General features: G+C 53.1%; 22 protein-coding genes and 1 other annotated feature. Of the genes, 4 read left to right on the forward strand and 18 right to left on the reverse strand.

The features are described 5' to 3' along the window. Positions 1-56: 56 nt before the first annotated feature. The 6 genes from CPZ25_RS10165 to CPZ25_RS10190 all read right to left on the reverse strand — a co-directional run bounded on the left by CPZ25_RS10165 (position 57) and on the right by CPZ25_RS10190 (position 6,402). Positions 57-863, reverse strand: coding sequence for an ABC transporter permease (locus CPZ25_RS10165; protein WP_058693446.1), 807 nt, complete (start codon positions 861-863; stop codon positions 57-59). Further along, positions 856-1,752: an ABC transporter ATP-binding protein gene (locus CPZ25_RS10170; protein WP_096918668.1), complete on the reverse strand. Its 897-nt coding sequence runs from the start codon at positions 1,750-1,752 to the stop codon at positions 856-858. The genes CPZ25_RS10165 and CPZ25_RS10170 overlap by 8 nt, the downstream gene beginning before the upstream one ends. Further along, positions 1,743-2,360: a TetR/AcrR family transcriptional regulator gene (locus tag CPZ25_RS10175; RefSeq protein WP_074617567.1), complete on the reverse strand. Its 618-nt coding sequence runs from the start codon at positions 2,358-2,360 to the stop codon at positions 1,743-1,745. The genes CPZ25_RS10170 and CPZ25_RS10175 overlap by 10 nt, the downstream gene beginning before the upstream one ends. Positions 2,361-2,490: 130 nt before the next feature. Next, positions 2,491-2,766 carry a metal-sensing transcriptional repressor gene (locus tag CPZ25_RS10180; protein ID WP_013382229.1) on the reverse strand — a complete coding sequence of 92 codons (276 nt, stop codon included), beginning with the start codon at positions 2,764-2,766 and terminating at the stop codon, positions 2,491-2,493. A gap of 106 nt (positions 2,767-2,872) precedes the next feature. Next, entirely contained in the window at positions 2,873-5,107 is a 2,235-nt protein-coding gene (locus tag CPZ25_RS10185; RefSeq protein WP_096918667.1) for a bifunctional diguanylate cyclase/phosphodiesterase, read from the reverse strand. Further along, positions 5,104-6,402 carry an ABC transporter substrate-binding protein gene (locus tag CPZ25_RS10190; RefSeq protein ID WP_096918666.1) on the reverse strand — a complete coding sequence of 433 codons (1,299 nt, stop codon included), beginning with the start codon at positions 6,400-6,402 and terminating at the stop codon, positions 5,104-5,106. The genes CPZ25_RS10185 and CPZ25_RS10190 overlap by 4 nt, the downstream gene beginning before the upstream one ends. 202 nt (positions 6,403-6,604) lie before the next feature. Between CPZ25_RS10190 and CPZ25_RS10195 the strand changes: the two genes are divergently transcribed. The 3 genes from CPZ25_RS10195 (at position 6,605) to CPZ25_RS10205 (ending at position 12,631) form a co-directional block, all read left to right on the forward strand. Continuing rightward, a complete protein-coding gene (locus tag CPZ25_RS10195; RefSeq protein WP_058693442.1) occupies positions 6,605-7,438 on the forward strand; it encodes an undecaprenyl-diphosphate phosphatase in 834 nt (277 codons plus the stop codon). A 151-nt stretch (positions 7,439-7,589) separates the two neighbouring features. Continuing rightward, positions 7,590-7,844, forward strand: a binding site (T-box leader). A gap of 203 nt (positions 7,845-8,047) precedes the next feature. After that, complete coding sequence (locus CPZ25_RS10200; protein WP_096918665.1) at positions 8,048-9,706, forward strand: 2-isopropylmalate synthase; 1,659 nt, start codon at positions 8,048-8,050, stop codon at positions 9,704-9,706. Positions 9,707-9,907: 201 nt separating this feature from the next. Next, positions 9,908-12,631 carry a sensor domain-containing diguanylate cyclase gene (locus tag CPZ25_RS10205; RefSeq protein ID WP_096918664.1) on the forward strand — a complete coding sequence of 908 codons (2,724 nt, stop codon included), beginning with the start codon at positions 9,908-9,910 and terminating at the stop codon, positions 12,629-12,631. Between the two features lie 80 nt (positions 12,632-12,711). On the opposite strand, the gene CPZ25_RS10210 is transcribed toward CPZ25_RS10205, so the two are convergent. From CPZ25_RS10210 to CPZ25_RS10230, 5 genes are all read right to left on the reverse strand, one after another. Next, positions 12,712-13,041, reverse strand: coding sequence for a rhodanese-like domain-containing protein (locus CPZ25_RS10210; RefSeq protein ID WP_058693439.1), 330 nt, complete (start codon positions 13,039-13,041; stop codon positions 12,712-12,714). 26 nt (positions 13,042-13,067) lie between these two features. Next, positions 13,068-14,243: an AI-2E family transporter gene (locus tag CPZ25_RS10215; RefSeq protein WP_096918663.1), complete on the reverse strand. Its 1,176-nt coding sequence runs from the start codon at positions 14,241-14,243 to the stop codon at positions 13,068-13,070. Positions 14,244-14,354: 111 nt separating this feature from the next. Further along, entirely contained in the window at positions 14,355-16,172 is a 1,818-nt protein-coding gene (typA, locus tag CPZ25_RS10220; RefSeq protein ID WP_058693437.1) for a translational GTPase TypA, read from the reverse strand. 245 nt (positions 16,173-16,417) lie between these two features. Further along, positions 16,418-16,837: a MarR family winged helix-turn-helix transcriptional regulator gene (locus CPZ25_RS10225; RefSeq protein ID WP_096918662.1), complete on the reverse strand. Its 420-nt coding sequence runs from the start codon at positions 16,835-16,837 to the stop codon at positions 16,418-16,420. Continuing rightward, the gene (locus CPZ25_RS10230; protein WP_096918661.1) at positions 16,788-18,128 is read right to left on the reverse strand and encodes a cytidylate kinase family protein; all 1,341 of its coding nucleotides are present in this window, start codon (positions 18,126-18,128) and stop codon (positions 16,788-16,790) included. The genes CPZ25_RS10225 and CPZ25_RS10230 overlap by 50 nt, the downstream gene beginning before the upstream one ends. 140 nt (positions 18,129-18,268) lie before the next feature. On the opposite strand from CPZ25_RS10230, the gene fliB reads away from it, so the two are divergent. Then, a complete protein-coding gene (gene fliB, locus CPZ25_RS10235) occupies positions 18,269-19,417 on the forward strand; it encodes a flagellin lysine-N-methylase (RefSeq protein WP_096918660.1) in 1,149 nt (382 codons plus the stop codon). Positions 19,418-19,569: 152 nt separating this feature from the next. Here fliB and rpsI read toward each other — a convergent pair whose 3' ends face one another. From rpsI to rplQ, 7 genes are all read right to left on the reverse strand, one after another. Further along, positions 19,570-19,962, reverse strand: a complete 393-nt coding sequence (rpsI, locus tag CPZ25_RS10240; RefSeq protein ID WP_074618091.1) for a 30S ribosomal protein S9 — start codon at positions 19,960-19,962, stop codon at positions 19,570-19,572. 24 nt (positions 19,963-19,986) lie between these two features. After that, entirely contained in the window at positions 19,987-20,424 is a 438-nt protein-coding gene (gene rplM / locus CPZ25_RS10245) for a 50S ribosomal protein L13 (protein WP_058693432.1), read from the reverse strand. A gap of 206 nt (positions 20,425-20,630) precedes the next feature. Then, entirely contained in the window at positions 20,631-21,365 is a 735-nt protein-coding gene (gene truA / locus CPZ25_RS10250) for a tRNA pseudouridine(38-40) synthase TruA (RefSeq protein ID WP_096918659.1), read from the reverse strand. A gap of 62 nt (positions 21,366-21,427) precedes the next feature. After that, on the reverse strand, positions 21,428-22,249 hold the full coding sequence (locus CPZ25_RS10255; protein WP_058693430.1) for an energy-coupling factor transporter transmembrane component T family protein: 822 nt from the start codon (positions 22,247-22,249) through the stop codon (positions 21,428-21,430). Next, positions 22,242-23,108 (reverse strand): energy-coupling factor transporter ATPase, encoded by an 867-nt coding sequence (locus tag CPZ25_RS10260; protein WP_058693429.1) that lies wholly within the window; start codon positions 23,106-23,108, stop codon positions 22,242-22,244. The genes CPZ25_RS10255 and CPZ25_RS10260 overlap by 8 nt, the downstream gene beginning before the upstream one ends. Continuing rightward, positions 23,099-23,935: an energy-coupling factor transporter ATPase gene (locus tag CPZ25_RS10265; protein WP_058696329.1), complete on the reverse strand. Its 837-nt coding sequence runs from the start codon at positions 23,933-23,935 to the stop codon at positions 23,099-23,101. Before CPZ25_RS10265 ends, CPZ25_RS10260 begins: the two co-directional genes overlap by 10 nt. A 127-nt stretch (positions 23,936-24,062) precedes the next feature. Further along, positions 24,063-24,404: a 50S ribosomal protein L17 gene (gene rplQ, locus CPZ25_RS10270; RefSeq protein WP_096918658.1), complete on the reverse strand. Its 342-nt coding sequence runs from the start codon at positions 24,402-24,404 to the stop codon at positions 24,063-24,065. Positions 24,405-24,407 lie beyond the last annotated feature (3 nt).

Raw genomic sequence — 24,407 nt, forward strand, 5'->3', positions numbered from 1 at the left:
CCTGACCTCTTTTTCTTAATTATACATGAGGTTTCTTAAATCTGCAATTTTTTCTCCTACAGCGGCAGGTCCTTACGCCTGAAGATCAGGATGCCCAGAACGTACAGCGCCACGAAGACCGCGGCCAGGGCGGCCAGACACAGGCCCACGGTGTCACCCCCTGCGATGATTTCGGCAGGGTCGAACAGGCTGTACAGGGTGGTGTAGCGCACAACGTCCAGATCCTCACTGACGCCGGAGAGCATCATGAGCACTAGAAACAGCACGGGCAGTCCCCCGCCCAGGGCCAGGGACAGGCGGCTCTCATTAAACAGGCAGGAGGCAAAGAAGCCGATGGCGCTGACGGCCAGCTGCAAAAGCAGGGCGCCCGCGTTGACGAGCAGAAAGGCGTGGATATCCAGATCGCCCGGGAACAGCGCCTGGCTGACCGCGATCCCCATAACGGTCACAAAGGCCATGAGCAGGATATTGGACAGGATCAGGGCTGCGGCCTGGGTTGCGATCACCCTGGTCCGGGAGTTTGGCGCGGACAGCAGGCAGGCCATGGCGCCGCTGTCCACCAGCTTTGCCGCCGCGTTATTGCTGGCGATGATATTAAAAATCATGGGCACCATGATGACGATAAAGCCGTAAAAGTAGGAGCCCAGAAAGCCCACAAGGCTTGTCTCAGCGCCCACGTCCAGGTTCATGGCGTTGATCATCTGCTGGGGAAGCATGTCCATCATCTCTTTTATGCCGTCCATGGAATCCGGGTTGAACATGCTGATCTCAACGCTCATATACATGGCCAGAATGGCCGCGAAGATGACCAGCATCTTAAGCTGTGATTTAAAGGTTTTTTTGAAAAGCGGCCCGCTAAGCATGATGTTTACCTCCGTAATACTGCATAAAAATATCTTCCAGATCCTGGGAGACCGTGTCCAGTTCCATAATGTGGTAGCCGGTAAGCATTTTCAAAAAGCCGTCCATGCTCCCTGCCACCCGTACCTCCACCAGATGGGGGTGCTCTCTCAGCTGCCGTGTGCCGGTGCACCGGGCCGCGAAATCAGCGGCCTCCCTGGCAGTGGCGAAGCTGACCCGGTAGATCTTGTGGCGCTCAGCCTTGAGAGCGGCCACGCTGTCCAGGGCCACCAGCTCCCCGGCGCGGATAATGCCCACCCGGTCGCAGGTCCGCTCAACCTCCTCAAAGCTGTGGGAGGACATGAGAATGGTCCTGCCTTTTTTCTTCTCATTCAGAACCAGACGGATGAACCGGTTCTGCATGAGGGGATCCAGCCCGCTGGTAGGCTCGTCGAGGATCAAAACCTCGGGGTCGTGCATAAAGGCTGATACCAGGCCCAGCTTCTGCTTGGTGCCCTTGGACATCTTACGGATCTTGCCTTTCGGGTTCAGGTCGAAAAAGCGGATGAGCTTTTCCATTTTCGCGCGGTCCTTCATGCCCCGCATCTCGGCCATAAAGTTCAGAAACTCCACACCGGTCATGCTGTCGAAAAAGGCGATCTCGCCGGGCAGGTACCCTAAAAATTCCTTGATCTCAGCCGCCTGCTTAAAGCAGTCCAGGCCGTCGATGGCGCATGTGCCTTTTTTGGGCGTCAGAAAGCCCATGAGGTGCCGGATGGTGGTGGTCTTCCCAGCGCCGTTTGGCCCCAGGTAGCCAAAGACCTCGCCGTGCTTAACCCTGAGGGATAAGTCGAAAATTCCACGGCCCTCGCCGTAATCTCTGGTCAGATGCTCGATTGCAATCATTGTAATGCCTCCTCTTTGTAGCAGTGTTGTCTGATAAATAGAACGAGTTCGGTAAACTCGGTATCCAGCTGCTCAATATCCACCCTGCCAAGGTCGCTCTGGCGCTTCATAAAGCCCTCGGCTGCCCAGATCAGCCAGCGGATCACCTTCTCTGGCGGGGTCTCCTCCCTGAATTTGCTCCGGTCGATCCGGTCCAGAATCACTGCGGTGCTGGCAGTCTCCAGGTCCCCGTAAAAGCTCATGTTGCCCACATTCTCCGGCGCCTTGTCATAATAGACCCGGATAAAAAAATCCATGAGATAGGGGTTGCGCGTAATAATCTCGGTCTTTGCCCGCTGAGACCGCAGCCAGATTTCAAAAAAATCGGACTCATCGGGCGGCAGCAGCTCGCTGATATGGCCGCGCATCACGTCGTTGCCATAACGGAACAGGTACTCGTACAGGGTCTGCTTGTTGCCGAAATAATGGAACAGCAGCCCCTTGGAAATGCCTGCCGCCGCGGCGATATCGGCCGTGTTCGCCTTTTTATAGGGGTTCTCGGCAAAGACCCTGAGGGCCGCGTTGATAATCCGCTGCTGCTTTTCCTCTGGCAGGCTGTAAAATTTGTCATTCACCACTTCGTTTTCCTTTCATTAACCCGATCGGTTAATACCATTATAGACCGTTGACTCGATTGTTCAAGGCCTGTTAAGAAAATTTAACATAAAAAAGAACCCGTATCGCGGCGATACGGGTCCAGCTGTATCATATTCTTGAAAAATACTCAATGACCTTTGACAAATCCTTCAGTGTTTCCTCGGTATTCCCGTGTTCGATGCTGTCCTTGACGCAGTGGTGCAGATGCCCCTCCACAACCATCTGCCCCACCTTGTGCAGGGCCGATTTGGCAGCGTTGATCTGAATCAGGATTTCATTACAGGGAACGTCCTTTTCCATCATGTCCGAAATGCCGCGGATCTGGCCCTCGATGCGTTTCAGCCGCGCCTGCAGTTTCGGTAAGTCTTCCATACATTCTCTCATCGTTTCTCCTTTATCTCGGCTCGCTTAGTTCTCTTTAGCTATTTATCCTATCACAATTCTCTGAGAATAGCAATGGAACGGCCGAAAAGTTTCTGCCAGCCTTTCTTCAGGCGTCCTCCTCCAGAAGCCTGGCGAAGTCCGGCTCTGGCAAAGGCCTTGAGAAAATGAACCCCTGGATCATATCGCAGCCCGCGTCCTTTAAGAAGGCCAGCTGCTCAGGCGTCTCCACGCCCTCGGCCACAGTCTCTATATCCAGCTTTTTGGCCATCTGAATAATGCTGCGCACAATGACCGCGCCCTTGCCGGTATCCCCCTCATTCAAAAGGAACTCGCGGTCCAGCTTGATCACATTGACGGGCATTCCCTTTAAGGCGTTGAGTGAGGAATAGCCAGAGCCAAAGTCGTCGATGGAGCAGCCAAAGCCAGCCGCTCTCAGCTCGCGAATGATGCTTCCGATGCGGTCGAGATTTTCTAAAAAGATGCTCTCCGTCAGCTCAAGCTCGATGAGGCCGTCCGGAATCTGGCAGCGGTCCTTGATGGCCTGGTATGTGCTGACAAAATCCTCCTGGCGCACGTGCACCCGGGAAACATTGACCGAGATAGTGACCACGGGCAGCCCCTGCTCCAGCCGATTCCGGAGGCGCTCACATACCCTTGTGAAAATATACTCGTCCAGCTGGAGAATGAACTGGTTCTGCTCAAAAACGGGGATAAATTCCCCAGGGCTTACCATTTTTCCCCCAGGCTGTATCCAGCGGGCCAGGGCCTCAGCGCCCACAACCCTGCTGCCATCCACATCATATTTGGGCTGAATATAGAAGGTGAACTCGCCGTCGGCCAGCGCCTTTTCCATGACGGCCTCTATCTCTGAACGGCGCAGCATCTCTGAGCGCATGCCGCTGTCATACTGGCAGTACTGGTTGCTGCGGCCGTTTTTAATGCTTTTCTGCGCCATATGGGCCCGGTCCACCATGAGGCTGATGTCCGACGCGGCGGGGTCGTCCTCCAGGCAGAAGATCCCTATGTGCACAGACAGGGGTACATCCTGCTTGCCGCCAATGGTCTGGCCGTTCATGCCGCGGATGATGCGCTGGCACAGCGCCCCGACCTCAGCCCGCTCTTTATAGGCGTGCAGCATCAGAAAATTATCGGCTGAAAACCGGCATACAATATCTGCTTCAGCCTTTTCACGGGTCAGCACACTGGCCAGGTAGCGAAGCACCTCGTCGCCGAACTGGAACCCCATGACGTCGTTCACCAGTTTAAAGCCTGTGAGGTCTATGTAAAGCACAGACCACCTGGCTCCTGGGTCGGCCGCCACCTGGCTTCCGCCGTCCAGCTTAAACTTCTCAAAATTAGGCAGGCCGGTCAGGCTGTCGTAATAAGCGATCTGGCGGACCTCCCGCCGGTGTTCCCGGCTGCTCCGGTTGTAGATTAAGATGATGGCCAGTATCAGGACTGTGATAAGCCCGCAGAGCAGCAGGGTCCAGTTAATGATATTACTGGCCTGGTCCAAAATGACGCTGTTGGGAATGATCGAGACCAGGTACCAGCCCTCCACGCTTGAGATGGGCACATAGCAGAACAAGTTCTGCGCCTTATTATAGCTGAACACTGCGGCGCCGGACTGGCCGTCTGTCATGGCCTCCTTAAAGGAGGTGAGGGCCAGCTCGCTGTTTTTACCGGACAGGTCGATGATATCATAAAGATTCTTAAAGGTCCGGTTGCTGTTCTTATTGGACGAGCGGATCAGCACCTCGCCGTCGTTTTTAACCACATAGGAAAAGCCGCTGCCATTGTAAAAGGACAGGGCGAAGCGGTCTGTCACGTCCTCCAGCCGGTGCTGCTTGAGCACCAGACCGCTATGGCCGTCGCCAAAGGTAAACCGCTTGTAAACGCCCAGGGAGCGCACGCCGCTCTGGGCGCTGTTATAGGGCTCCAGCACCCCCTGGTCTTTCATGCCCGCCAGCTGTCCGGCGGCCTCGGCGCTGAGGTCGGCGGTGCCGCCGTTATGGTATACCCGGTTTGCGGTCAGGTCGATGCAGAAATAGCTGTCCTTGAGGGGCGACTCAAAGCTGGCCAGATTGCTCTGAATCCAGACCTGGTCGTCTGAGGGCCTTTCGCTCATCTCGCTGGCAAAGACCTGAAGGGTGTCGTAATCTTTCTGGATAAAGGTATCGAGCGCGTTGCTGCCCTGGCTGGTCAGCTCCAGAATACTGGCCGCCGACTGTTTCCAGAGCGAGCTGTTGACATGGTCGATGTATAGGAGCATGCTGGCAGCCAGCAGGGCGAGCGACAGCACTGCGGCTGCCAGTAAAACCGACAGGTGCCTGCGTTTCATTCTATGCCTCCTTCCTGGCTTTTCCGGAGGCCCGCTTCAAAGCCTGCCAGGACTGTATCCGTCTTTTCACCACTCAGCAGCTGCCGCACACTCTCTCTGGAGAGGTCCCAGATCGGGTATTTGAGGTTGCTGTCTGCGCCCAGCATGCTCCTGCCATTGGTCATATAGCTGCTCAGCGGCTGTACCGCCTGATCGCTGGGCAGGCGCTTGTCTGTCAGAGGGCTGAAGGAGCTCTGGCCGTCCACAAATTCCCACATCACGTCTTTCTGGGTCAGGTATTCCAGAAATTTCTTGGCCTCCTCCACATGGGCGCCCTTGGCGTTGACGGCCACACGGGTGTCCACATTGGTCACCAGGACGCTGCCGTCCGCCTGTACCGGATAGGGGTAAACCTTATAGCTGAAATCCGGGTTCATGGCCTCTACCCGCGGCGACGCCCAGGCCCCGGTGAGCATGAAGGGGTACTCCCCTGTGATGAAATCGTCAAGGTCATCCTTGGTCTTTTCTGTCTCCAGCGTCCGTTTCGCGTCCACATAGCCGCTTTCGATAAAATTCTCGACCATCTCGAAGCCCGGGCGCATATACCGGGCCAGCAGGCTGGGGTCTGTGTTCATCTGCTCCAGCAGGCTGTCAGGATTCTCACTCTGGTAGACCTCAAACATTCCCCGGGAAATAGCCAGTGTTTTCAGAGAAATATCATTGTTCGCCACAATGGGTGTCTTATCCTTTTCCACAAAGGTATCGCACGCCGCCAGAAAAGCCTCATAGGTTTCCGGAACCTCCACCCCATACGCTTTCAGCAGATCCAGGTTGCAGTAGAGCCCAAAGGCTGAGATACTGGTGGGCACAAATGGCACCCTGCCGTCAATTTCCATCTGGCCGCGCACACCGGGGCTGAAATCCGGAAGCGTGGAGAGATCGGATAAATCGGCCAGGTCGCCGGTTTTCATGAGCTCCAGAGTGGTGTCGTGGTTGAGCATAAAGATGTCGTCCCCGTTACCACTTTTCATCCGCTTTTCAAGCACGTCAAAATAGTCGTTCCCCTTGACGCTCTCATAGGTAATGTTGACGCCTGGGTTCTCTTCCATATAGGCCTTCAGAATATTTTCGATGACCATCACGTTTAAAGCTTCATTCTTATTCCCAAAGAACCTGAGCGTGACGCTCTCCGCGCTCTGGCTGTCTGGCACCGTATAATTTTGATCCTCAACGCTCTGACAGCCCGAAAAAAGTGTTGGAAGAAGCAGAAGCGCCGCGAGCAGCGCGGAGGATTTTTGCAAGATTTTATTTTTCATGGTTTCCTTCTTGTTATCATTTTCATCCTTTAATTTTACAACAAAGCACGCATAAAATCAATGCGCTTGCTTAAGTCTCTGGCCGGCCAGAGCGGTTTACAGACGGGCGAATGAAAATGTAAGAATTTTTTAATGTTCATTTATCGGGTGTTGTGGTAAAATATTACTCGGTTAAAAAATCAATACGTAAGGAGTTATTAATATGTTTTTAGAACTGCTAAAAGCGGCCTTTTTCGGGATCGTTCAGGGGATCACAGAGTGGCTGCCCATCAGCAGCACAGGCCATATGATCCTGTTTGAACAGTTTATCCATATGAATGTATCCAAGGATTTCTGGGACATGTTCCTGGTGGTCATCCAGTTTGGCTCCATTCTGGCCGTTGTTCTGCTGTATTTTCATAAACTCAATCCTTTCTCGCCTAAAAAATCGCCGGTGCAGAAACGGGATACCTGGTCCCTCTGGGGCAAAGTACTGGTCGCGGTCATTCCGGCTGCTGTTATCGGACTTTTATTTGATGATTTTATCACAGACAAGCTCTACGGCTATGTGACGGTAGCCATCACCCTGATCGTCTATGGGATCGCCTTTATTGTGGTGGAAAACATGGACCGCACCAAGCGTCCCACCATCCGCAATTTTGAGCAGCTGGATTACAAAACGGCTCTGTTTATCGGTGTGTTCCAGATCCTGGCCCTGATTCCGGGCACCTCCCGCTCCGGCTCCACCATCATCGGCGCCACCCTGCTGGGCTGCTCCCGCTATGTGGCGACAGAGTTCTCTTTCTTCCTGGCGGTGCCGGTCATGCTGGGCGCCAGCCTCTTAAAGATCGTGAAATTCTTTATCAAAACCGGCATTGGCTTTACGGGCACAGAGATCGGCATTCTCTTAGTCGGTATGATTGTAGCCTTTGTGGTCTCTGTCTTTGCCATCAAGTTCCTCATGGGCTATATCCGCAAGCACGATTTCAAGGCTTTCGGTTACTACCGCATTGTGCTGGGGATCATTGTCATTATCTACGCGGTGATGTTCGCATAAAAAATTTAAGCGATATGCTCAAAAGGCTCAAAACTTCCACGCTGTGGGGTTTTGAGCCTTTTGAGACTGTGGGCTGGGGCGCGGATAAATTTTGTTCTTCAACTTTCACGATTTTTCCCTTGACAAACTCGTTTAAAATGATTATGATTATCACAACACCTTGATGAGGAGTAGTAGGATTCCCGGAACATCCAGAAAGCTGCTGGTTGATGCGAAGCAGTTGGGAAAGGCGTCTGAACTGGCCTCGGAGTGGCACGCTGAAATCTGTGAGAGTAGGCGGAGCCGGTTCCTGACCGTTACCCCAGGAGGATATAAGGCCCATAAGGGTCCGTATCTGCCAACGAGGCAGCACCTACGCTGTAAAATTAGAGTGGTACCACGTAAGATAAAATCTTCCGTCTCTATACGTCATTGATAAAATGCATGTAGAGGCGGTTTTTTGACGTTTTGTCCAAATTTTGAAAAAATTTGGCAGCGAGTAAGGAGCGTTAGCGGACGAGCGGCAACAAAACAAACGTCTTTTCATTCGATCATTCTTCTGATCAGCATCAAAATGATTGAATGAAAAGATGATCCGATTAAAATTTACAAAAAGGAGAACAACACCCCATGATGAACCCAACAAAATACAAACGCGGTTATTTTATGCCCCCGGAAGAATCCACCGACTGGGTGCACAAAGAGTATATTGAAGAAGCGCCGATCTGGTGCTCCGTGGATCTGCGCGACGGCAACCAGGCCCTCATTATCCCCATGAGCCTTGAGGAAAAGATCGAATATTTCAAGACCCTGGTGGCCGTAGGCTTTAAAGAAATCGAGGTCGGCTTCCCGGCTGCCTCCGAAACCGAATATATCTTTTTGAGAACCCTCATCGAGCAGGATCTCATTCCCGACGACGTCACCATCCAGGTGCTCACCCAGGCAAGAGAGCACATTATCCGCAAAACCTTCGCGGCGCTGGAGGGCTGTAAAAAATCCGTCGTCCACCTTTACAATTCCACCTCAGTGGCCCAGCGCGAGCAGGTCTTTCGGAAATCCAAGGAAGAGATCATTAAAATCGCTGTGGACGGCGCCGTCATGCTCAGAGACCTGGCGGCTGAAACCGAGGGCAACTTCCAGTTCCAGTACTCTCCCGAGAGCTTTACGGGCACCGAGGTCGATTTCGCCCTGGATATCTGCAACGCTGTGCTGGATGTCTGGCAGCCCAACGCTGACAATAAGGTCATCATCAATCTGCCCGTCACAGTCTCCATGTCCATGCCCCACGTGTACGCCAGCCAGATCGAGTACATGAGCAAGCACCTGAAATTCCGGGAAAATGTCATTGTCTCCCTGCACCCGCACAACGACCGCGGCTGCGCCATCGCCGACACCGAGCTGGGCCTTCTGGCCGGGGCAGACCGCATCGAGGGCACCCTCTTTGGCAACGGCGAGCGCACCGGGAATGTGGACATCATCACCCTGGCGCTGAACATGTATACCCATGGCGTCGATCCCAAGCTCCATTTTGATAACCTGCCCGAGATCACCGAGGTCTATGAGCGTACCACCCGGATGCATGTGTACGAACGCCAGCCCTACAGCGGCGCCCTTGTTTTCGCAGCCTTCTCCGGCTCCCATCAGGACGCCATCGCCAAGGGAATGCAGTGGCGTGAGGAAAAACACTGCGACCAGTGGACTGTGCCTTACCTGCTCATCGACCCCACCGACCTGGGCCGCCGCTACGAAAAGGATGTGATCCGCATCAACAGCCAGTCCGGCAAGGGCGGCATCGGCTATGTGCTGGAGCAGAAATACGGCTACGACCTGCCAAAGGGCATGCGCGAGGACCTGGGCTACACCGTCAAGGATGTCTCCGACCACAAGCATAAAGAGCTCTCCGCCGAGGAAGTCCGGGATATTTTCGAAAAAACCTATGTCAATATCCAATATCCAGTCACCTTGCCAGAGTACCACTTCGAGCAGGTGAGCGAACACATCAAGGCCACCATCACCATTGAGCGGGACGGCCAGAAAACCATGGTATCCGCAGAAGGCAACGGCCGTTTCGACGCGGTCAGCAACGCCCTCAAGGATTATCTGGATACCCCCTATACTGACCTGATCTACAAGGAACACGCGCTGGAAGAGGGCTCCACCTCCCGTGCCGCCGCCTATGTTGGCATCACCATGCCCGACGGCCGCACCGTCTGGGGCGCCGGGATTCACAACGATATTATCGTCGCATCGGTCACCGCGCTGGTGTCTGCCATCAACCGCGCCCTTTAAGAAGGATTTCCCTATCACTGAGAGCTGCTTACGCGGGCAGCTCTTCTTTTTTCTTTTCGCTTGTGGTTTAATTGTATTAGCGGTATAATGATAGGAGTATACTGTATTTTGAAAACGCTGTCTCCGTTTTAAAAAGCTGTTTCCCCCATAAAGTGATTTTGAGGATAATCACGATTATAATTTGTTAGAAGAGGTGTAAGGATGAGCATCGATCGCATGACAAGGGCCTTTGTCAAGGAATTACAGCGGGCCTATTTTGAGATGAGGGATACCGAAAAAATTCTCTCAATGACCACAGAGGATGTGCTTTGGTCCGGCCTGTATCACAGCAACATCCATGATAACAGGCAGCTGAGAGCTGTCCTGGAATCCGATTTCTCCCGTTTTCCCTATCCCTTTACCATTTTGGACGCGTCTGTCGAGACCCGTGTCCTGTCCGATACCCATTGTCTGGCAGACTGCCAGATGCGCTTGCGCGCAGACACCCCCGGCCTGCCAGCGCCCGAGGTACAGCTGTCTGGCAGTCTGGCCTGCAGCCTGGTTGACGGCGCGGTCCGGCTCCAACAGCTGCACATTGCCCGGATCGACAGCAGCGCCCACCTGCCCGGCCTCAGCCAGAATGTACTCACCGCTTCCGACCCCCATATTCAGCAGTTCATTGAAAAAACCACCCGCGAGCTGCAGGACCGGAACCAGGATTTACAGCAGTTAACTGAAAATATTCCCGGCGGTATTTTTCGCTGCCTCTACGACGAAAAGCTGACCATCCTCCAGGTCAACGACGGCTTCCTGTCCATGTTCGGCTACACCCGCGCCGAGATTCATGAGCGCTTTGACGACAGCTTTATGGCCATCATCGACCCGCGTGACCGCTCCTCCACGCTGCTGGAGGTCAAACGCCAGCTTCGGCACAAAAACACCAAGCAGATCGAGTACCGCGCAACCCGCAGCGACGGCAGCACCATCTGGATTCTGGACAAGGGTCAGCTCATCAAAAGCGAGAGCGGCCCGGATTCCTTCTACTGCATTCTCATCGACGACACAGTGGGCAAGGAAGCCCAGGAAAACCTGCGGCTGAGCCTTGAGCGGCACGAGATTATCATGGACCAGACCACGGACATTATCTTTGAATGGGATATCAAAAAGGACTCCTTTATCTTTTCCCACAACTGGCAGAAGAAATTTGGCTACGAGCCCATAACTGAGAACATCAGCACCGTCACTGGCGCCAACTCCCATATCCTGGCTTCAGACCTCCCGGCCTTCACCGGGATTCTCGAGGATATCCGCCAGGGCAGCCCCTATGTGGAAACCGAGGTGCGCATCAAGAAGGCCGACGCCCTTTATATCTGGTGCCGCATCCGTATCACCGCCCAATACGATGAAAACTGCGAACCCTTCAAGGCGGTGGGCGTCATCGTGGATATTGACAATGAAAAGCGGCAGTCCCAGGAGCTCATGCAGAAGGCCGAACGCGACGCCCTCACAAAGCTTTACAATAAAGGCACGACTGAAAACATCATTGAGAATTACCTGTCCCGCTGTCCCAAAAACAGCCTGTGCGCCCTGCTGATCATTGATATCGACGACTTTAAGACCATCAACGATACCCGGGGGCACCTGTTCGGGGACGCCTTTTTAATGGAGATCGCCGGCAAAATCCAGACCCTATTCCGGAGCGACGACGTGGTGGGCCGCATCGGCGGCGACGAATTCATCGCCTTTATCCGCGATATCCCCTGTGTCAGTGTGGCTGCCAATAAGGCCCGGCAGGTCCTTGAGAGTTTTCACGGCCTCGACGAGTTTAACGCCGGCGGCCAGACCTCGTGCAGCATTGGCATCGCCTGCTATCCCGACCACGCCCAGAGCTTTCACGAACTGTATCAATGCGCCGACTATGCCCTCTACCAGGCCAAGCGCCAGGGCAAAAACCAGTTTGTTGTCTTTGATGACGCCGTCCGCGATATGGCCTTTAAAAACGCGGCGGCAGGCGTGTACAGCGCTGTGGGCTCCCACATCGATTCGGACAGCGACAACCTGCCCCAGACCCTGAGCAGCCAGCTTGTGGAGTATGTGTTCCGCATTCTCTACCAGTCCATCGACCTGGACGCGGCGGTCAACTCCATCTTTGAGATTGTGGGCCGGCAGTTTGATGTCAGCCGGGTTTATATCTTCGAAAACTCTGAGGATGACACCTACTGCACCAATACCTTTGAGTGGTGCAACGAGGGCATTCCCCCGGAAATCGACAACCTGGGCCACCTCTCCTACGAGGAGGACCTCAAGGGGCACTACCTGGATAATTTTGACGCCAACGGCATCTTTTACTGCCAGGACACTCAGACCCTGCCCGGTCCCGAGTACGCTATTCTGGCCCCTCAGGGCGTCAAATCCCTGCTTCAGTGCGCCATCAACGACAATGGCCGCTTCAGGGGCTATGTGGGCTTTGACGAGTGCCGCAGCAACCGGCTCTGGACTCAGGAGCAGGTGAGCACCCTGTCCTTTATCGCGGAGATTTTGAGCACTTTCCTGCTCAAGAAACGGGCCCAGGACCGGGCCGAGCAGTCCCTGGATGCCCTGCGGGAGGTGCTTGACAGCCAGAACGCCTGGATTTATGTGATCGAGCCAGACACCTACCGGCTACTGTATATCAACCGCAAGACCAAGCGCATCGCTCCGTCCTCCGGGGTTGGCATGACCTGTCACCAGGCCTTTTTCAACCGTCCTGCCCCCTGCGAGTCCTGCCCAGTCCATGGGCTTGATTCTGAGCACACCAGCTCCAGCCTGGAGGTTTACAATCCGCTGCTAAAGGTCTGGTCAGCCGCCGACGCTGCTGTGATCTCCTGGAAAAACCAGCCCGCCTGGCTGCTGTCCTGCCACGACATCACCCGCTATAAAGAAAATCAAAATAAAAAAGACGCTTAAAAATAAAAGCTCAAAAGACTCAAAAGCCCTTTTGGCAGGGTTTTGAGACTTTTGAGCCTGTTTTTTATTGTCTGGTCATTTTAACTGTTTTTATACTTTTCCCAGAACGACACACCGCCCTTTAGCACGCGCAGGTCCGTAAAGCCCTCCTGCGCGAGCAGCTTCTGGGCCCTTGACGCCCGCATGCCCGACCGGCACACCAGCACAATGGTCTTATCCTTAAAAGGCGCGAGGGCCTCCAGCTGCGAGGGCAAAAGCTTGAGCGGAATGTTCACCACACACGCCTGATCCTCAAATTCATTGTGAATTTCCATTTTGTCCCGAATATCCAACAAGACGGTGTTCCCGTCATTTTTTTCCAGTAAAGCATCCAATTCGTCCGGTTCAATATTTTTTAATTCCCGACTCATGTCATTCACTCCTTTATATTTTTAATTTATGAATCTTCCAAATCCCTGACCTGGATAATCTCACGTTGTTCGGCCGCCTGCTTTCGGGCAATCCGGTCATTTGTCAGCGTCCGCACCACAGAGTACAGCACCGCGAAGCCCGGTATGCCTAAAATCATGCCCGTAAAGCCGAAGAAGCTGCCGCCCAGCAGCATGCCGATCAGCACCCACAGCCCCGAGATCCCCACCGAGGTGCCCACCACCTTGGGGTAGATCACATTGCTTTCCACCTGCTGCAGACAGATGATATAAACAATAAAGATCAGGCAGTACACCGGCTTAACCACCAGCAGAATCAGCCCGCTGGGCACCGCACCCAGAAAGGCCCCGAAAATGGGGATAATGCTGGTCACCCCCACCAGCACGCCGATGAGCAGGGCGTAAGGCACCCGCAGGATGGCCAGCCCGACAGCGCACAGGGTTCCGAGGATAAAAGCCTCCGTAATCTGTCCGGCAATAAAGCCGTGGAAGGTCTGGTTGGCCGTGCGGCCCACCTCATTGATAAACGCCCTGGCCTTATCCGGGATATAAGCGTACATGAGCTTATCCTTGAGCGCCAGCAGACGCTCCTTGTCTGCCAGCATATAGACTGAGATGATAAAGCCCATGAGAAAATTGAACACGCCCTGGGTGATGCTGACCGTTGTGTTGACAATCTCAGGCATGGCCCCGATGAGGCCGCTGCTGATTTTGGGGAACAGGTTCTGCCACTGGCTTGAGAGCTGGTTCCAGGCATCCTCGGGCAGGTGCAGCCATTCCAGAACCTGGTTGACCCAGAGGTTAAAGCTGGCCACATAGCCCGGAAATTTAGTGATGAGCATCTCGATGCTTTTCTGGAGCTGGGGGATCACAAAAGTGACCACTCCGGTGATCAGAAGCCCGATAAAGATAAAGGTCAGCACAATGGCCGCGGCCCGCTTCCCCTTTTCCCGAAGCCTTCTGCCCCGTATCCGGTTCATGAATTTAAAGACATAGCGTTCGCAGAAGCTCATGGGGATATTGAGCACAAAAGCAATGGCGATCCCGATAAGAACCGGCATGATAATATCCACCAGAATCCCCAGGCCGTTCCAGATATACCGGATATTGACAAGCGCCATGAGCAGACAGACAGCATATGTGATCAAAAGGATAGAATCCTTCAAATTTTTCTTCTTAAACACCCTCTGCCGCTCCTTTCATTTTTGTTCTCTCTCTAGTATACCCACTTTGTATTAATTTTGTCTGAGAAAAAAAGAACCCGTATCGCGGCGATACGGGTTCTCTCTTTTATATTAGTTTCGTCTGTCTCTTCTTCTGTCAAGCTCGGATAAAATCTTTTTGCGGATACGGATATCCGTTGGGGTGATCTCAACCAGCTCGTCGTCATTGATAAATTCCAGCGCTTCCTCCAGGGTGAAGACCTTTGGATCAATGAGCTTTAAGGCTTCATCCGCTCCCGAGGAACGGGTGTTGGTCAGTTTCTTATTTTTAATGGGGTTAACGACCATGTCGTCGCTGCGGTTGTTAATGCCGATGATCATGCCCTCGTAAACGGGGGTTCCCGCGCCTACCATCATGGTACCGCGGTCGCTCAGGTTAAACAGCGAGTAGGCCATGGTCTCGCCGGTAACGCCGGAGATCAGCACGCCGTTCTGGCGCTGTGGAATCTCCCCAAAATAAGGCTCGAAAGAATCGAAGCGGCGCACCAGGGTGCCCTCGCCGTGGGTATCGTTGATGAATTCGCTCTGGTATCCCAGCAGGCCACGGGTCGGCACCAGATATTCCAGCTTGGTCCAGCCCTCCTCGGCGGACATGCTCACCATGTTGCCCTTGCGCACATTCAGCTTGGAGATGACCGTACCGGAATACTCGTCCGGCACGTTGATGATCACGCTTTCCACAGGCTCCAGCTTGCGGCCCTTTTCATCACGGTGCATGATAACCTCCGGCTTGGAGACTGCTACCTCGTAGCCCTCACGGCGCATGTTCTCAAGCAGAATGGATAAGTGCAGCTCGCCGCGGCCTGATACGCGGTAACCCTCTGTGGTGCCCTCCAGCGGCTCAACCGTCATCCCAACGTTAACCTCCAGCTCCTTCTCAAGGCGTGCCTTGATGTGGCGGGTGGTCACGAATTTACCGGTTTTCCCGGCAAAGGGCGAGGTGTTGACTAAGAAGTTCATGGACAGGGTCGGCTCCTCAATCTCGATGAGCTCCATGGGCTGTACCTGGTCCACTTCACCGATGGTTTCTCCGATCATAATGTCCGGAATCCCGGAGACCACGACAATGTCGCCAGCCTTGGCTTCCTTGACCTCAACCCTTGAGAGGCCGCGGTACACAAAGATCTGCCCGATTTTTACCCGCTTAAAGCTGCCATCACGCTTGCAGACCTCCAGGTTGTCCCCGGTATGGATGGTGCCCTTGTCGATGCGGCCAATGCCCAGACGGCCGATATAATCGTCGTAGCCCAGGGTCGATACCTGCATCTGCAGCGGTTCCAGGCTCATATCCTCCGGAATGCCTACATGCTTCACGATGGTCTCAAACAGCGGGGTCAAATCCGTGCTGTCGTCATCCATGTCATACTTGGCGATCCCCTGCTTGGCAACCCCGTAAAGGATCGGGAAGTCCAGCTGTTCGTCATTGGCCTTCAGCTCTACAAAGAGGTCGAAAACCATGTCGACCACTTCCTCGGCCCGCTGGTCCTTCTTGTCAATCTTGTTGATAAACAGAATCGGGCGCAGTCCCTGCTCCAGGGATTTGTTAAGGACAAAACGGGTCTGGGGCATGGGGCCTTCGCTGGAGTCTACCAGCAGAATAACCGTGTCAACGGTCTTTAGGATACGTTCAACCTCGGAGGAGAAATCCGCATGGCCCGGGGTATCCACAATGTTAATCTTGATATTATCATGCATAATGGAGCAGTTTTTGGAATAGATGGTGATCCCACGCTCTCTCTCCAGATCATTGCTGTCCATAATGCAGTCAACCACTTCCTGGTTATCTCTGAAAACGCCGCTCTGGTTCAGCAGCGCGTCGACCAGCGTCGATTTACCCGCATCAACGTGGGCGATAACCGCAATATTGATAATTGGTTGTTCTTCTTTCATATGTTTCCTGCTTTCTTCATTTAAAAATTTTAGCTGTATCCGGTGTTTTGAGTCTTTTGAGCATGGGGTTGAATGTTTTCCGCATACAGTCAAGAGGTATAATCAGAAAAAGATACCCAGGGCCTCCCCCTGGATATCTTTTCAAAATTGCATTGATTGAAAATTAATCCGTCCTTTATTATACTTCAAAAGCAGCCTCAGCACAAGTGTTTTATGAAAAAAACTGAAAACTGAACACCGTTCCTTTATTTTCTGCTCAGATTCTCATAAATCCTGCAGAAAGCCGTCATAAACGCTTCGCGCTCGATCTCTGGAATGCCCTCAAAAGCCTCGCGCTCCAGGGCTTTAAAGGCATCCTCGATCTGGGCTGCGCGGTCCCTGCCCTTATCCGTCAGATAAACATACAGAGAGCGGCGGTTACCGTTCTCTGAGCGTCTTTCGATGAGCCCCGCTGCCTCCATCCGGGGCAGCAGGCTGGTGACGGTCGCCGGCTCAATCTGGCATCCGGCAGCGATATCCTTCTGGACACTGCCGTCGTTGCGGCTCAGGTACTCCAGCACCTTGGGCTGCCCGGAGGACAGGCCCGTGCCCTGCAGGGCCGCGTAAAGACGCTTGTTAAAAAGGCTCTGGCTGACAAACAGCAGGTTGTGAAAGCTCTGGTTCATTCTCTTTTCCTTTCCATGAACGCTCAAAGGCGTCCTCAATCAACGCGGCGGTGCCCTCAACGCCAAAGACGGAGGTATCCACCGACAAGCTGTAATTTCCGGCGGCGCCCCAGGCTCGTCCGGTAAAGTGCTTATAATGGCTGGCCCGCTCCCGGTCCTTCTCAGCGATCTTCTGTCTGGCGGCCGCCGCACCACAATTTTCCTTTTCCATGATCCGGCGGACCCGGTCCTCCAAATCCGCGCTGAGATAAACATGAAAGCAATCCGGCTGGTCACGGAGCACATAATCGGCACAGCGCCCCATGATCACACAGGGGCCCTGGCAGGAAAGCTCACGGATAACCCGGCTCTGGACTTCAAACAGAGCGTCCAGCGGCGGCACCTCGCCGGGCGCCATGGCATAATTGGAGGCCACCAGGTCGTAGAGCAGGCTGTTGGTGTAGCGCTGCTCCTCCTGCTCGACATATTTCTTGGTATAGCCGCCCTCGGCGGCAGTGCGCCAGCTGATCTCATTGTCATAAAAGGCCATCTTCAAATCGTCGGCCAGCCGCTGGCCCACCTCATTTCCACCACAGCCATACTGGCGGCTGATGGTAATCACCGGGCAGCGGCAGGGCTTGTCCTCCGCCGTATCGTCCGCCTCCCGCACGCCAAAGAGCCTGTCCCGCAGAAAGCCGAGGTGCCGGCTGTAAAATTTGACAATGGTTCCCACAATCAGGGCCGAGATAAGTGTGCCCTCCCGGATCCCCTGCAGGCCGTGGAAAAAGACCAGCGACAGGATGCAGGCCGTAGACATCAGGGTCACGTCAAACCCCACCTTGACCGATCCGAACTGCTTTTTAAAGGTCACCGCGATGGCATTCACAATCCCCTCGCCCGGTACCAGTATCACATCCGCAAAAACCTCCAGCGTAATGCCAAAGGCCAGAATCGCGCAGCCGATCAGCAGAAAGGCCAGCTTCATGGCATAGTTCCCCGGGTTTAAGCCCCCGAGCAGCAGCATACTGATATCAATGAAATAACTGAACACCACGTTAACCACAATCTGCAAAAGCTGAATTTTTTCAAATTTTCTGCGCAGCAGAGCGATCTCCAGAATAATGAAGATCATATTGAGCACGAATGAGAATTCACCCAGGGTCGGCTCAAACCGCAGGCTCAGCACATAGGGCACACTGGAAATCGGCGAAGTCCCCAGACTGGCCTTTGTGATAAAACTGATGCCAAAGGAGTTGATGAGAACCCCGATGGTAAAGACAATATAGCGCTTAATTTTTTCTCCTGCTGTCATCCTCCACACTCCTTTTAAATAATTAGAACTCTAATTATTATACTTCTAATCATTTGAAAGTCAAGGCGATTCAGACGTGTTTTTATTTTTAAACACGACCGTGTTCTGCTATAATAAGGGCAGACGAAAAGGAGTTGACCATGATTTTTCAAACACCCGAAATCTTTGACACTTTCAGCTGCCTGGCCGGGGACTGCCCGGATACCTGCTGCGCAGGCTGGGAGGTCGTAATCGATCCAGAAACCGAGAAATGCTACCAAAAAACTGACGGCCCTATGGGGAACCGTCTCCGGGAGGCCATGACCCTGGACGCGGACGGCGACTGTATTTTCATCAACCAGGCTGGCCGCTGTCCCTTTCTCAACCATAAAGATCTCTGCGATATCCATATCGCCCTGGGCGAGGATGCCCTGAGCGAGACCTGCCGCCTCTACCCACGCTTTTATGGGGACTATGGAAACCTCCAGGAGGCTGGCCTTTCCCTGTCCTGCCCAGAGGCCGCCAGGCTCATTCTGTCTGATCCAGCGCCCATGCGCTTCGTGACCTCGCAGAACGACGCGCCTTCCCGTTACGATCCAGAGCTCGACCCGATGTTCTGCACGCGCATGCTCAGAGCCCGGCGTCTTGGCCTTGCCCTGCTGCAAAACCGCCGATTCACAATCTTTGAGCGGATAACCCTGCTGCTCCAGTTCGCCACCCGGCTCACCGCCCTTCTCTTTATCAGCGATGAGGCGGCCGAAAGCGCTCTTTACACAGCATTCTCAGAGGATAAACAGCTCACCCAGACCCTGTCCGCCCTGCGAAGCACACCTCAGCCCGCCGGCTTGAGTCCCCATGACACATTCTCAGCCCTCTTCATCTGTCTCGGCCAATGCGAGCACCGCCAGCGCAGCTTCACCAGTCAGCTGGAAAAGGTCCAAACGCGCTTCAGGACAGTGCCCAACCTGCCGGACAACACCGGGTTTCAGTGCCTGCACGCCCATTATTACGAGCATTTGAGCGTGTACCACCTGTTCCGCTACTTTATGGACTGCGCCTGGTCCTGCGAACCCCTGCTGCAAGTTCAGCACATTGCCCTGGCCTGCCTGTCCGTCTACGCCCTCTCCCTGAGCCAATGGCTTGAAAATGGCCGCTCTCTGTCCGAAAAGGAGCATCAGGCTGTCTTCTGCGCTTACTCCCGCGAAATCGAGCATTCTATCCCAAATCAGGCCCTTCTGAGCGAGCACCTGACCCTCGACCTGGAGCTGAGCGCCCCAGCGCTGACCGGTCTGCTGATGACCTTTCCATAATTTTTTAAAACTCCCATTCCATGCTCAAAAGTCTCAAAACCTCTAAAAATTAAGTTTTGAGTCTTTTGAGCATGGAATCAGAAGATTAAAAATAATTTGATACATAAAAAACCCCGGAATGCATTTTCCGGGGTTTTGTGATTTTGGTATAATTAACGTTTTGAGAACTGTGGCGCACGACGTGCTTTTTTGAGACCGTATTTCTTTCTTTCGGTCATTCTTGGGTCACGGGTTAAGTAACCGGCTTTTTTCAGTTCTGGTCTTAAGTTGGCATCGGCTTCGAGTAAAGCTCTTGCGATACCATGACGGATTGCACCAGCCTGGCCGGTGAAGCCGCCGCCGTATACATTGACGATTACGTCAAAAGTATCGGTGGTTCCTGTTAAGGTTAATGGCTGTTTTGCGATCACTTTTAAGGTTTCCATACCGAAGTAATCGTCGATATCACGGCCGTTGATGACGAATTTGCCTTCGCCTGGTAATAAACGAACTCTGGCGACAGAGGTTTTTCTTCTACCTGTTCCAAAATATTGTACTTTTGCCATTCTATTTTTTCTCCCTTCTTAGCATTAAATTTCTAAAGCTTCTGGTTTCTGCGCAGCATGAGGATGTTCATTGCCTGCATAAACCTTTAATTTGGTCATGATCTGGCTGCCCAGTTTATTGTGGGGAACCATGCCTTTAACCGCTTTGGTAACCAGTAATTCTGGCTTGTCTGCTAAGAATTTTCTGTATGTTACTTCCTTTAATCCGCCTGGATGTCCGGAATAGGTTTTGTATAATTTCTGATCTAATTTGTTACCGGTTAATACAATTTTATCTGCATTAATAATGATCACAAAGTCACCGCAATCTACGTGTGGTGCAAAATAGGGTTTGTTCTTTCCTCTTAAAATGTTGGCTACTTCTGTTGCTAAACGGCCTAATACTTTTCCTTCGGCGTCAACAACGTACCATTTACGCTCTATTTCATGAGATTTCGGCATTTTTGTTGCGTTTGAATTCATCTCAAGCTCCTCCTTCATTCTTCTAAAAAACTCGGTTATTCTGGGTTTAATCTATAGTGTCTTTCCGGTAAAAGTGGGGGTTACCGGAACACGTTCATCAATGTATCGGGGCTAGTGATACAATAACGTCCACGCTATATTCTATTACATCTCACCTGGTGTGTCAATTCTTTTTTGCTTAATTTTCCGGCTTTTTTGATGTTTTTTCAATACAGCACTTCCCGCAGAAAAAGCCCCTGGGGCGGGGCGGTGATTCCCGCCTGTTTTCTCTCACAGGAAGCGATGATTCCCGGCAGCGCTTCTGCCTTTATCCTGCCCATGCCAATTTCCGCCAGGGTGCCGGTTATAATCCGGACCATGTTATACAGAAAGCCATTGCCCGTATAGGTTATGCGCAGCAGTGGCCCTTCCTGCTCAAAGGCGATGGCGCGGATGGTGCGGACGGTCCCTCTGACGCTGCTGCCAGCAGCCATAAAGCCTCGGAAGTCGCGCTCGCCCAAAAAGGCCGCTGACGCGTCCTTCATGCTGGAAACATCCACAGGGTAGTGGATATGCCAGCTGTATTCGGCGTAAAACGGGCTCGCAACCGGGTTTAAATAGAGCTGGTAGGTATAAACCTTGCCTTTCGCCGAATAACGGCTGTGAAAGCCTTCTGGCGCCTCACAGCTTGACAACACGCGGATATCTCCGGGCAGTCTAGTATTGATGGCGACCGCAAAGCGTTCGGGGGGCACGCGGCTATGGGTATGAAAGTTTGCACTTTGCCCAAGGGCGTGGACGCCCGCATCGGTACGGCCGGAGCCGTAAAGGGTGACTGCTTCACCGGTCACGTCCTCGATGGCGCCTGTCAAGACCTCCTCGACGGTGAGTGCGTTTGGCTGGCGCTGCCATCCGGCGTAGCGGGTGCCTTTGTAGGCGATGATCAGCTGGATATTCTTCATAGTATGCTTCCTTAAATAAATCGGGACCGGCAGATTTTACCGGTCCCGGATGTTTTTTATGCTCACGCTGGGAAAATCAGCGGTATGGTGATAAACCGCGACAGAATAAAGACAGCGATCATGACAAACATGACCACAAAGGCCCAGCCGTCGCGCTTTGCGAATTTGAGCTGGTTCATGCGGGTGCGGTTTTCGCCGCCCCGGTAGCACCGCGCTTCCATGGCGGTTGCCAGCTCATCGGCCCGCCTGAAGGCACTGATGAACAGCGGCACCAGTATGGGAATCAGGGCTTTGGCCCGTGAAATGATGTTGCCGGTCTCAAAATTGGCGCCTCTGGCCTTCTGTGCCTTCATAATCCGGTCGGTTTCTTCCATGAGCGTCGGAATAAACCGGAGGGCGATAGACATCATCATGGCCAGCTCATGGGCATAGCGGCGCACAAAGGGAATGCCCTTCATGCAGAACTCCATACCGTCGGTCAAATCGATGGGTGAGGTGGTCAGGGTCATGATGCTGGTGCCCACGACTAAGAAAATCAGACGCATGGCCATAAAGACGGCGACCTTTACCCCTTCCATGGTAATGCGCAGCGGTCCAAGGCTGGCGATTTCAGTCCCTGGCGTCATAAACAGATTGAGAATGACGGTCAGCAGGATAATAAAGATCAGCCCCTTGACACCGCGCACAATGTAGGACAGCGGAATCCGGGAGGCGATGATCACGCCGACCAGCAGCGCGAAGGCCGCGATATAGCCCCACAGGTTGTTGACCACAAAGAGCATGACAATGTAGGCAAAGGTAAAAATGATCTTGGTCCGGGGGTCGAGCCGATGGATGATGGAATCGGTGGGATAGTACTGTCCGATGGTGATATCTTTAAACATCGCTTTCCCTCCCCACAACCCGCTCGATCTCCTGCCTTGCAGCTTCGACGGTAAAGATATCCTCCCGGATATCTGGATATTTTTTCTTAAGCTCACGCATGAGGTAGGTGACCTCCGGTACGGCCAGCCCGATGGACTCGAGGGTGTCGATTTGGGTAAAAACCCTGGCCGGGGTATCGAAAAAGACGACTTCTCCGGCGTGCATGACAATGATTTTATCCACCAGCTTACCCACGTCCTCCATGCTGTGAGACACGAGGATAACCGTGATTTTCTTTTTTTCGTGCAGGGTCTTGATCTGGTTTAAAATCTCGTCCCGTCCGCTGGGGTCCAGGCCTGCGGTGGGCTCGTCCAGGATGAGCACATCGGGGTCCATGGCCAGGACACCGGCGATGGCCACTCGGCGCATCTGCCCGCCGGACAGCTCAAAGGGCGATTTGTCCTTAACTTTTTCATAATTCAGGCCAACCATCTTGATGGCGTGCTTTACCCGCCGGCTGATCTCCGCTTCGTCGAGCCCCAGGTTTTTAGGGCCGAAGGACACGTCCTTTTCCACGGTCTCCTCAAACAGCTGGTGCTCAGGATATTGGAAAACCAGTCCAATTTTATGGCGTATCTGGATCAGGGCTTCCTTTTTCTCGGTAAAGATGTCTGCCCCGTTAAACAAAACGGTGCCGCCTGTGGGCTGAAGCAGCCCGTTGAGGTGCTGGATCAGGGTGGATTTTCCAGAGCCGGTATGGCCGATGAGTCCCACAAACTGGCCGTCCTCAATGTTCAGGTTGATGTCTTTCAGTGCCTTAAACTCAAAGGGGGAGCCCGCGGAGTAGGTATGATCTAAATGTCGTATTTCTAGTGGCATAGCGCATTCACCATTTCTTCGATATGAAGGATATCGTCGGGAATATTGTAGCCGGACTGGCGCAAGTCATGGGCCAGCTCGGTCATCTGCGGGACGTCGAGTCCGATTTCTTTCAGCTTGTCCACCTGCCGGAAGATTTCTTTGGGTCTGCCCTGCATGACGATTTTACCTTTATCGAGTACAATGATCCGGTCTGCGTCAATGAGCTCATTCATATAATGGGTAATGTGCAGCACGGTCATTTTCTTTTCTTCGTTCAGTTTTTTGATGGTCCGCATGACTTCTTTTCGGCCGGATGGGTCGAGCATGGCGGTAGGCTCATCAAAAATGATGCAGTCGGGTTCCATGGCCAGTATGCCGGCAATGGCGATCCGCTGCTTCTGGCCGCCGGACAGCTGGTGGGGCTTCTGCCTGCGGTAGGCTTCCATGGCGACGGTGCCGAGCGCCTCGTCCACGCGCCTGCGGATTTCCTCTGGCGGGATGCCCAGGTTTTCCGGACCAAAGGCCACATCCTCTTCCACGATGGTGGCCACCAGCTGGTTGTCGGGGTTCTGGAAAACCATGCCCGCGGTCTGGCGGATATCCCAGAGGTGTTCGGGATCTTTCGTATTCATGCCATTCACAATGACGTCGCCGTCTGTGGGCTGGATGATGGCGTTGAGGAGCTTTGACAGGGTGGACTTACCAGAACCGTTATGGCCGATAATGCCCACGAACTCCCCGCGTTCTATACTGAAATCGACGCCTTGCAGCGCGATGGTGTTTTCATTTTCATTGGTTTTGGGGTATTCATAGAACAGGTTTTTAACCTCGATGATTTTTTCCATGAGCTTCTCTTTCTGTTTAATGCAGGGCACGCTCTGTGCTCCCACTTAATTTTCGATAGCATTTTAAAATTTTCACTAAATCGTCAAAAGGGATTAAACCTTGCGCAAGGCTTAATCCCATTTTCGTTTATACTAATTCAATTGCTGCCATTTCAGCACCGTCGCCTCTGCGTGGTCCAACACGGTAGATGCGTGTGTATCCACCCTGTCTTTCGGCGTATTTAGGTGCAATGTCATCAAACAGGCTCTTTACAACATCATCTTTTGTAATGTATGCTAACGCCTGTCTTCTGGCATGTAAGTCGCCTCTTTTACCCAAGGTGACCATTTTGTCTGCCATTCTTTTTACTTCTTTTGCGCGGGTAACGGTTGTCTCGATTCTACCGTGCTCAAAAAGTGAAGTGGTCAGATTTCTGAGCATTGCTCTTCTTTGATCGGTTGGGCGGCCTAATTTTCTGTATCCAGCCATTAT

It is taken from the genome of Eubacterium maltosivorans, from assembly GCF_002441855.2.
Classification (GTDB): domain Bacteria; phylum Bacillota; class Clostridia; order Eubacteriales; family Eubacteriaceae; genus Eubacterium; species Eubacterium maltosivorans.

Coding starts and splice junctions, on each gene's coding strand:
- CPZ25_RS10200 (WP_096918665.1), top strand. CDS start 8,048: ATGATGAACCCAACAAAATACAAACGCGGTTATTTTATGCCCCCGGAA.
- CPZ25_RS10225 (WP_096918662.1), bottom strand. CDS start 16,837: ATGAACCAGAGCTTTCACAACCTGCTGTTTGTCAGCCAGAGCCTTTTT.
- CPZ25_RS10195 (WP_058693442.1), top strand. CDS start 6,605: ATGTTTTTAGAACTGCTAAAAGCGGCCTTTTTCGGGATCGTTCAGGGG.
- CPZ25_RS10265 (WP_058696329.1), bottom strand. CDS start 23,935: ATGGAAAAAATCATCGAGGTTAAAAACCTGTTCTATGAATACCCCAAA.
- truA (WP_096918659.1), bottom strand. CDS start 21,365: ATGAAGAATATCCAGCTGATCATCGCCTACAAAGGCACCCGCTACGCC.
- CPZ25_RS10230 (WP_096918661.1), bottom strand. CDS start 18,128: ATGACAGCAGGAGAAAAAATTAAGCGCTATATTGTCTTTACCATCGGG.
- CPZ25_RS10210 (WP_058693439.1), bottom strand. CDS start 13,041: ATGAGTCGGGAATTAAAAAATATTGAACCGGACGAATTGGATGCTTTA.
- rplM (WP_058693432.1), bottom strand. CDS start 20,424: ATGAATTCAAACGCAACAAAAATGCCGAAATCTCATGAAATAGAGCGT.
- CPZ25_RS10185 (WP_096918667.1), bottom strand. CDS start 5,107: ATGAAACGCAGGCACCTGTCGGTTTTACTGGCAGCCGCAGTGCTGTCG.
- CPZ25_RS10260 (WP_058693429.1), bottom strand. CDS start 23,108: ATGCCACTAGAAATACGACATTTAGATCATACCTACTCCGCGGGCTCC.
- rpsI (WP_074618091.1), bottom strand. CDS start 19,962: ATGGCAAAAGTACAATATTTTGGAACAGGTAGAAGAAAAACCTCTGTC.
- CPZ25_RS10255 (WP_058693430.1), bottom strand. CDS start 22,249: ATGTTTAAAGATATCACCATCGGACAGTACTATCCCACCGATTCCATC.
- rplQ (WP_096918658.1), bottom strand. CDS start 24,404: ATGGCTGGATACAGAAAATTAGGCCGCCCAACCGATCAAAGAAGAGCA.
- fliB (WP_096918660.1), top strand. CDS start 18,269: ATGATTTTTCAAACACCCGAAATCTTTGACACTTTCAGCTGCCTGGCC.
- typA (WP_058693437.1), bottom strand. CDS start 16,172: ATGAAAGAAGAACAACCAATTATCAATATTGCGGTTATCGCCCACGTT.
- CPZ25_RS10165 (WP_058693446.1), bottom strand. CDS start 863: ATGCTTAGCGGGCCGCTTTTCAAAAAAACCTTTAAATCACAGCTTAAG.
- CPZ25_RS10190 (WP_096918666.1), bottom strand. CDS start 6,402: ATGAAAAATAAAATCTTGCAAAAATCCTCCGCGCTGCTCGCGGCGCTT.
- CPZ25_RS10180 (WP_013382229.1), bottom strand. CDS start 2,766: ATGAGAGAATGTATGGAAGACTTACCGAAACTGCAGGCGCGGCTGAAA.
- CPZ25_RS10205 (WP_096918664.1), top strand. CDS start 9,908: ATGAGCATCGATCGCATGACAAGGGCCTTTGTCAAGGAATTACAGCGG.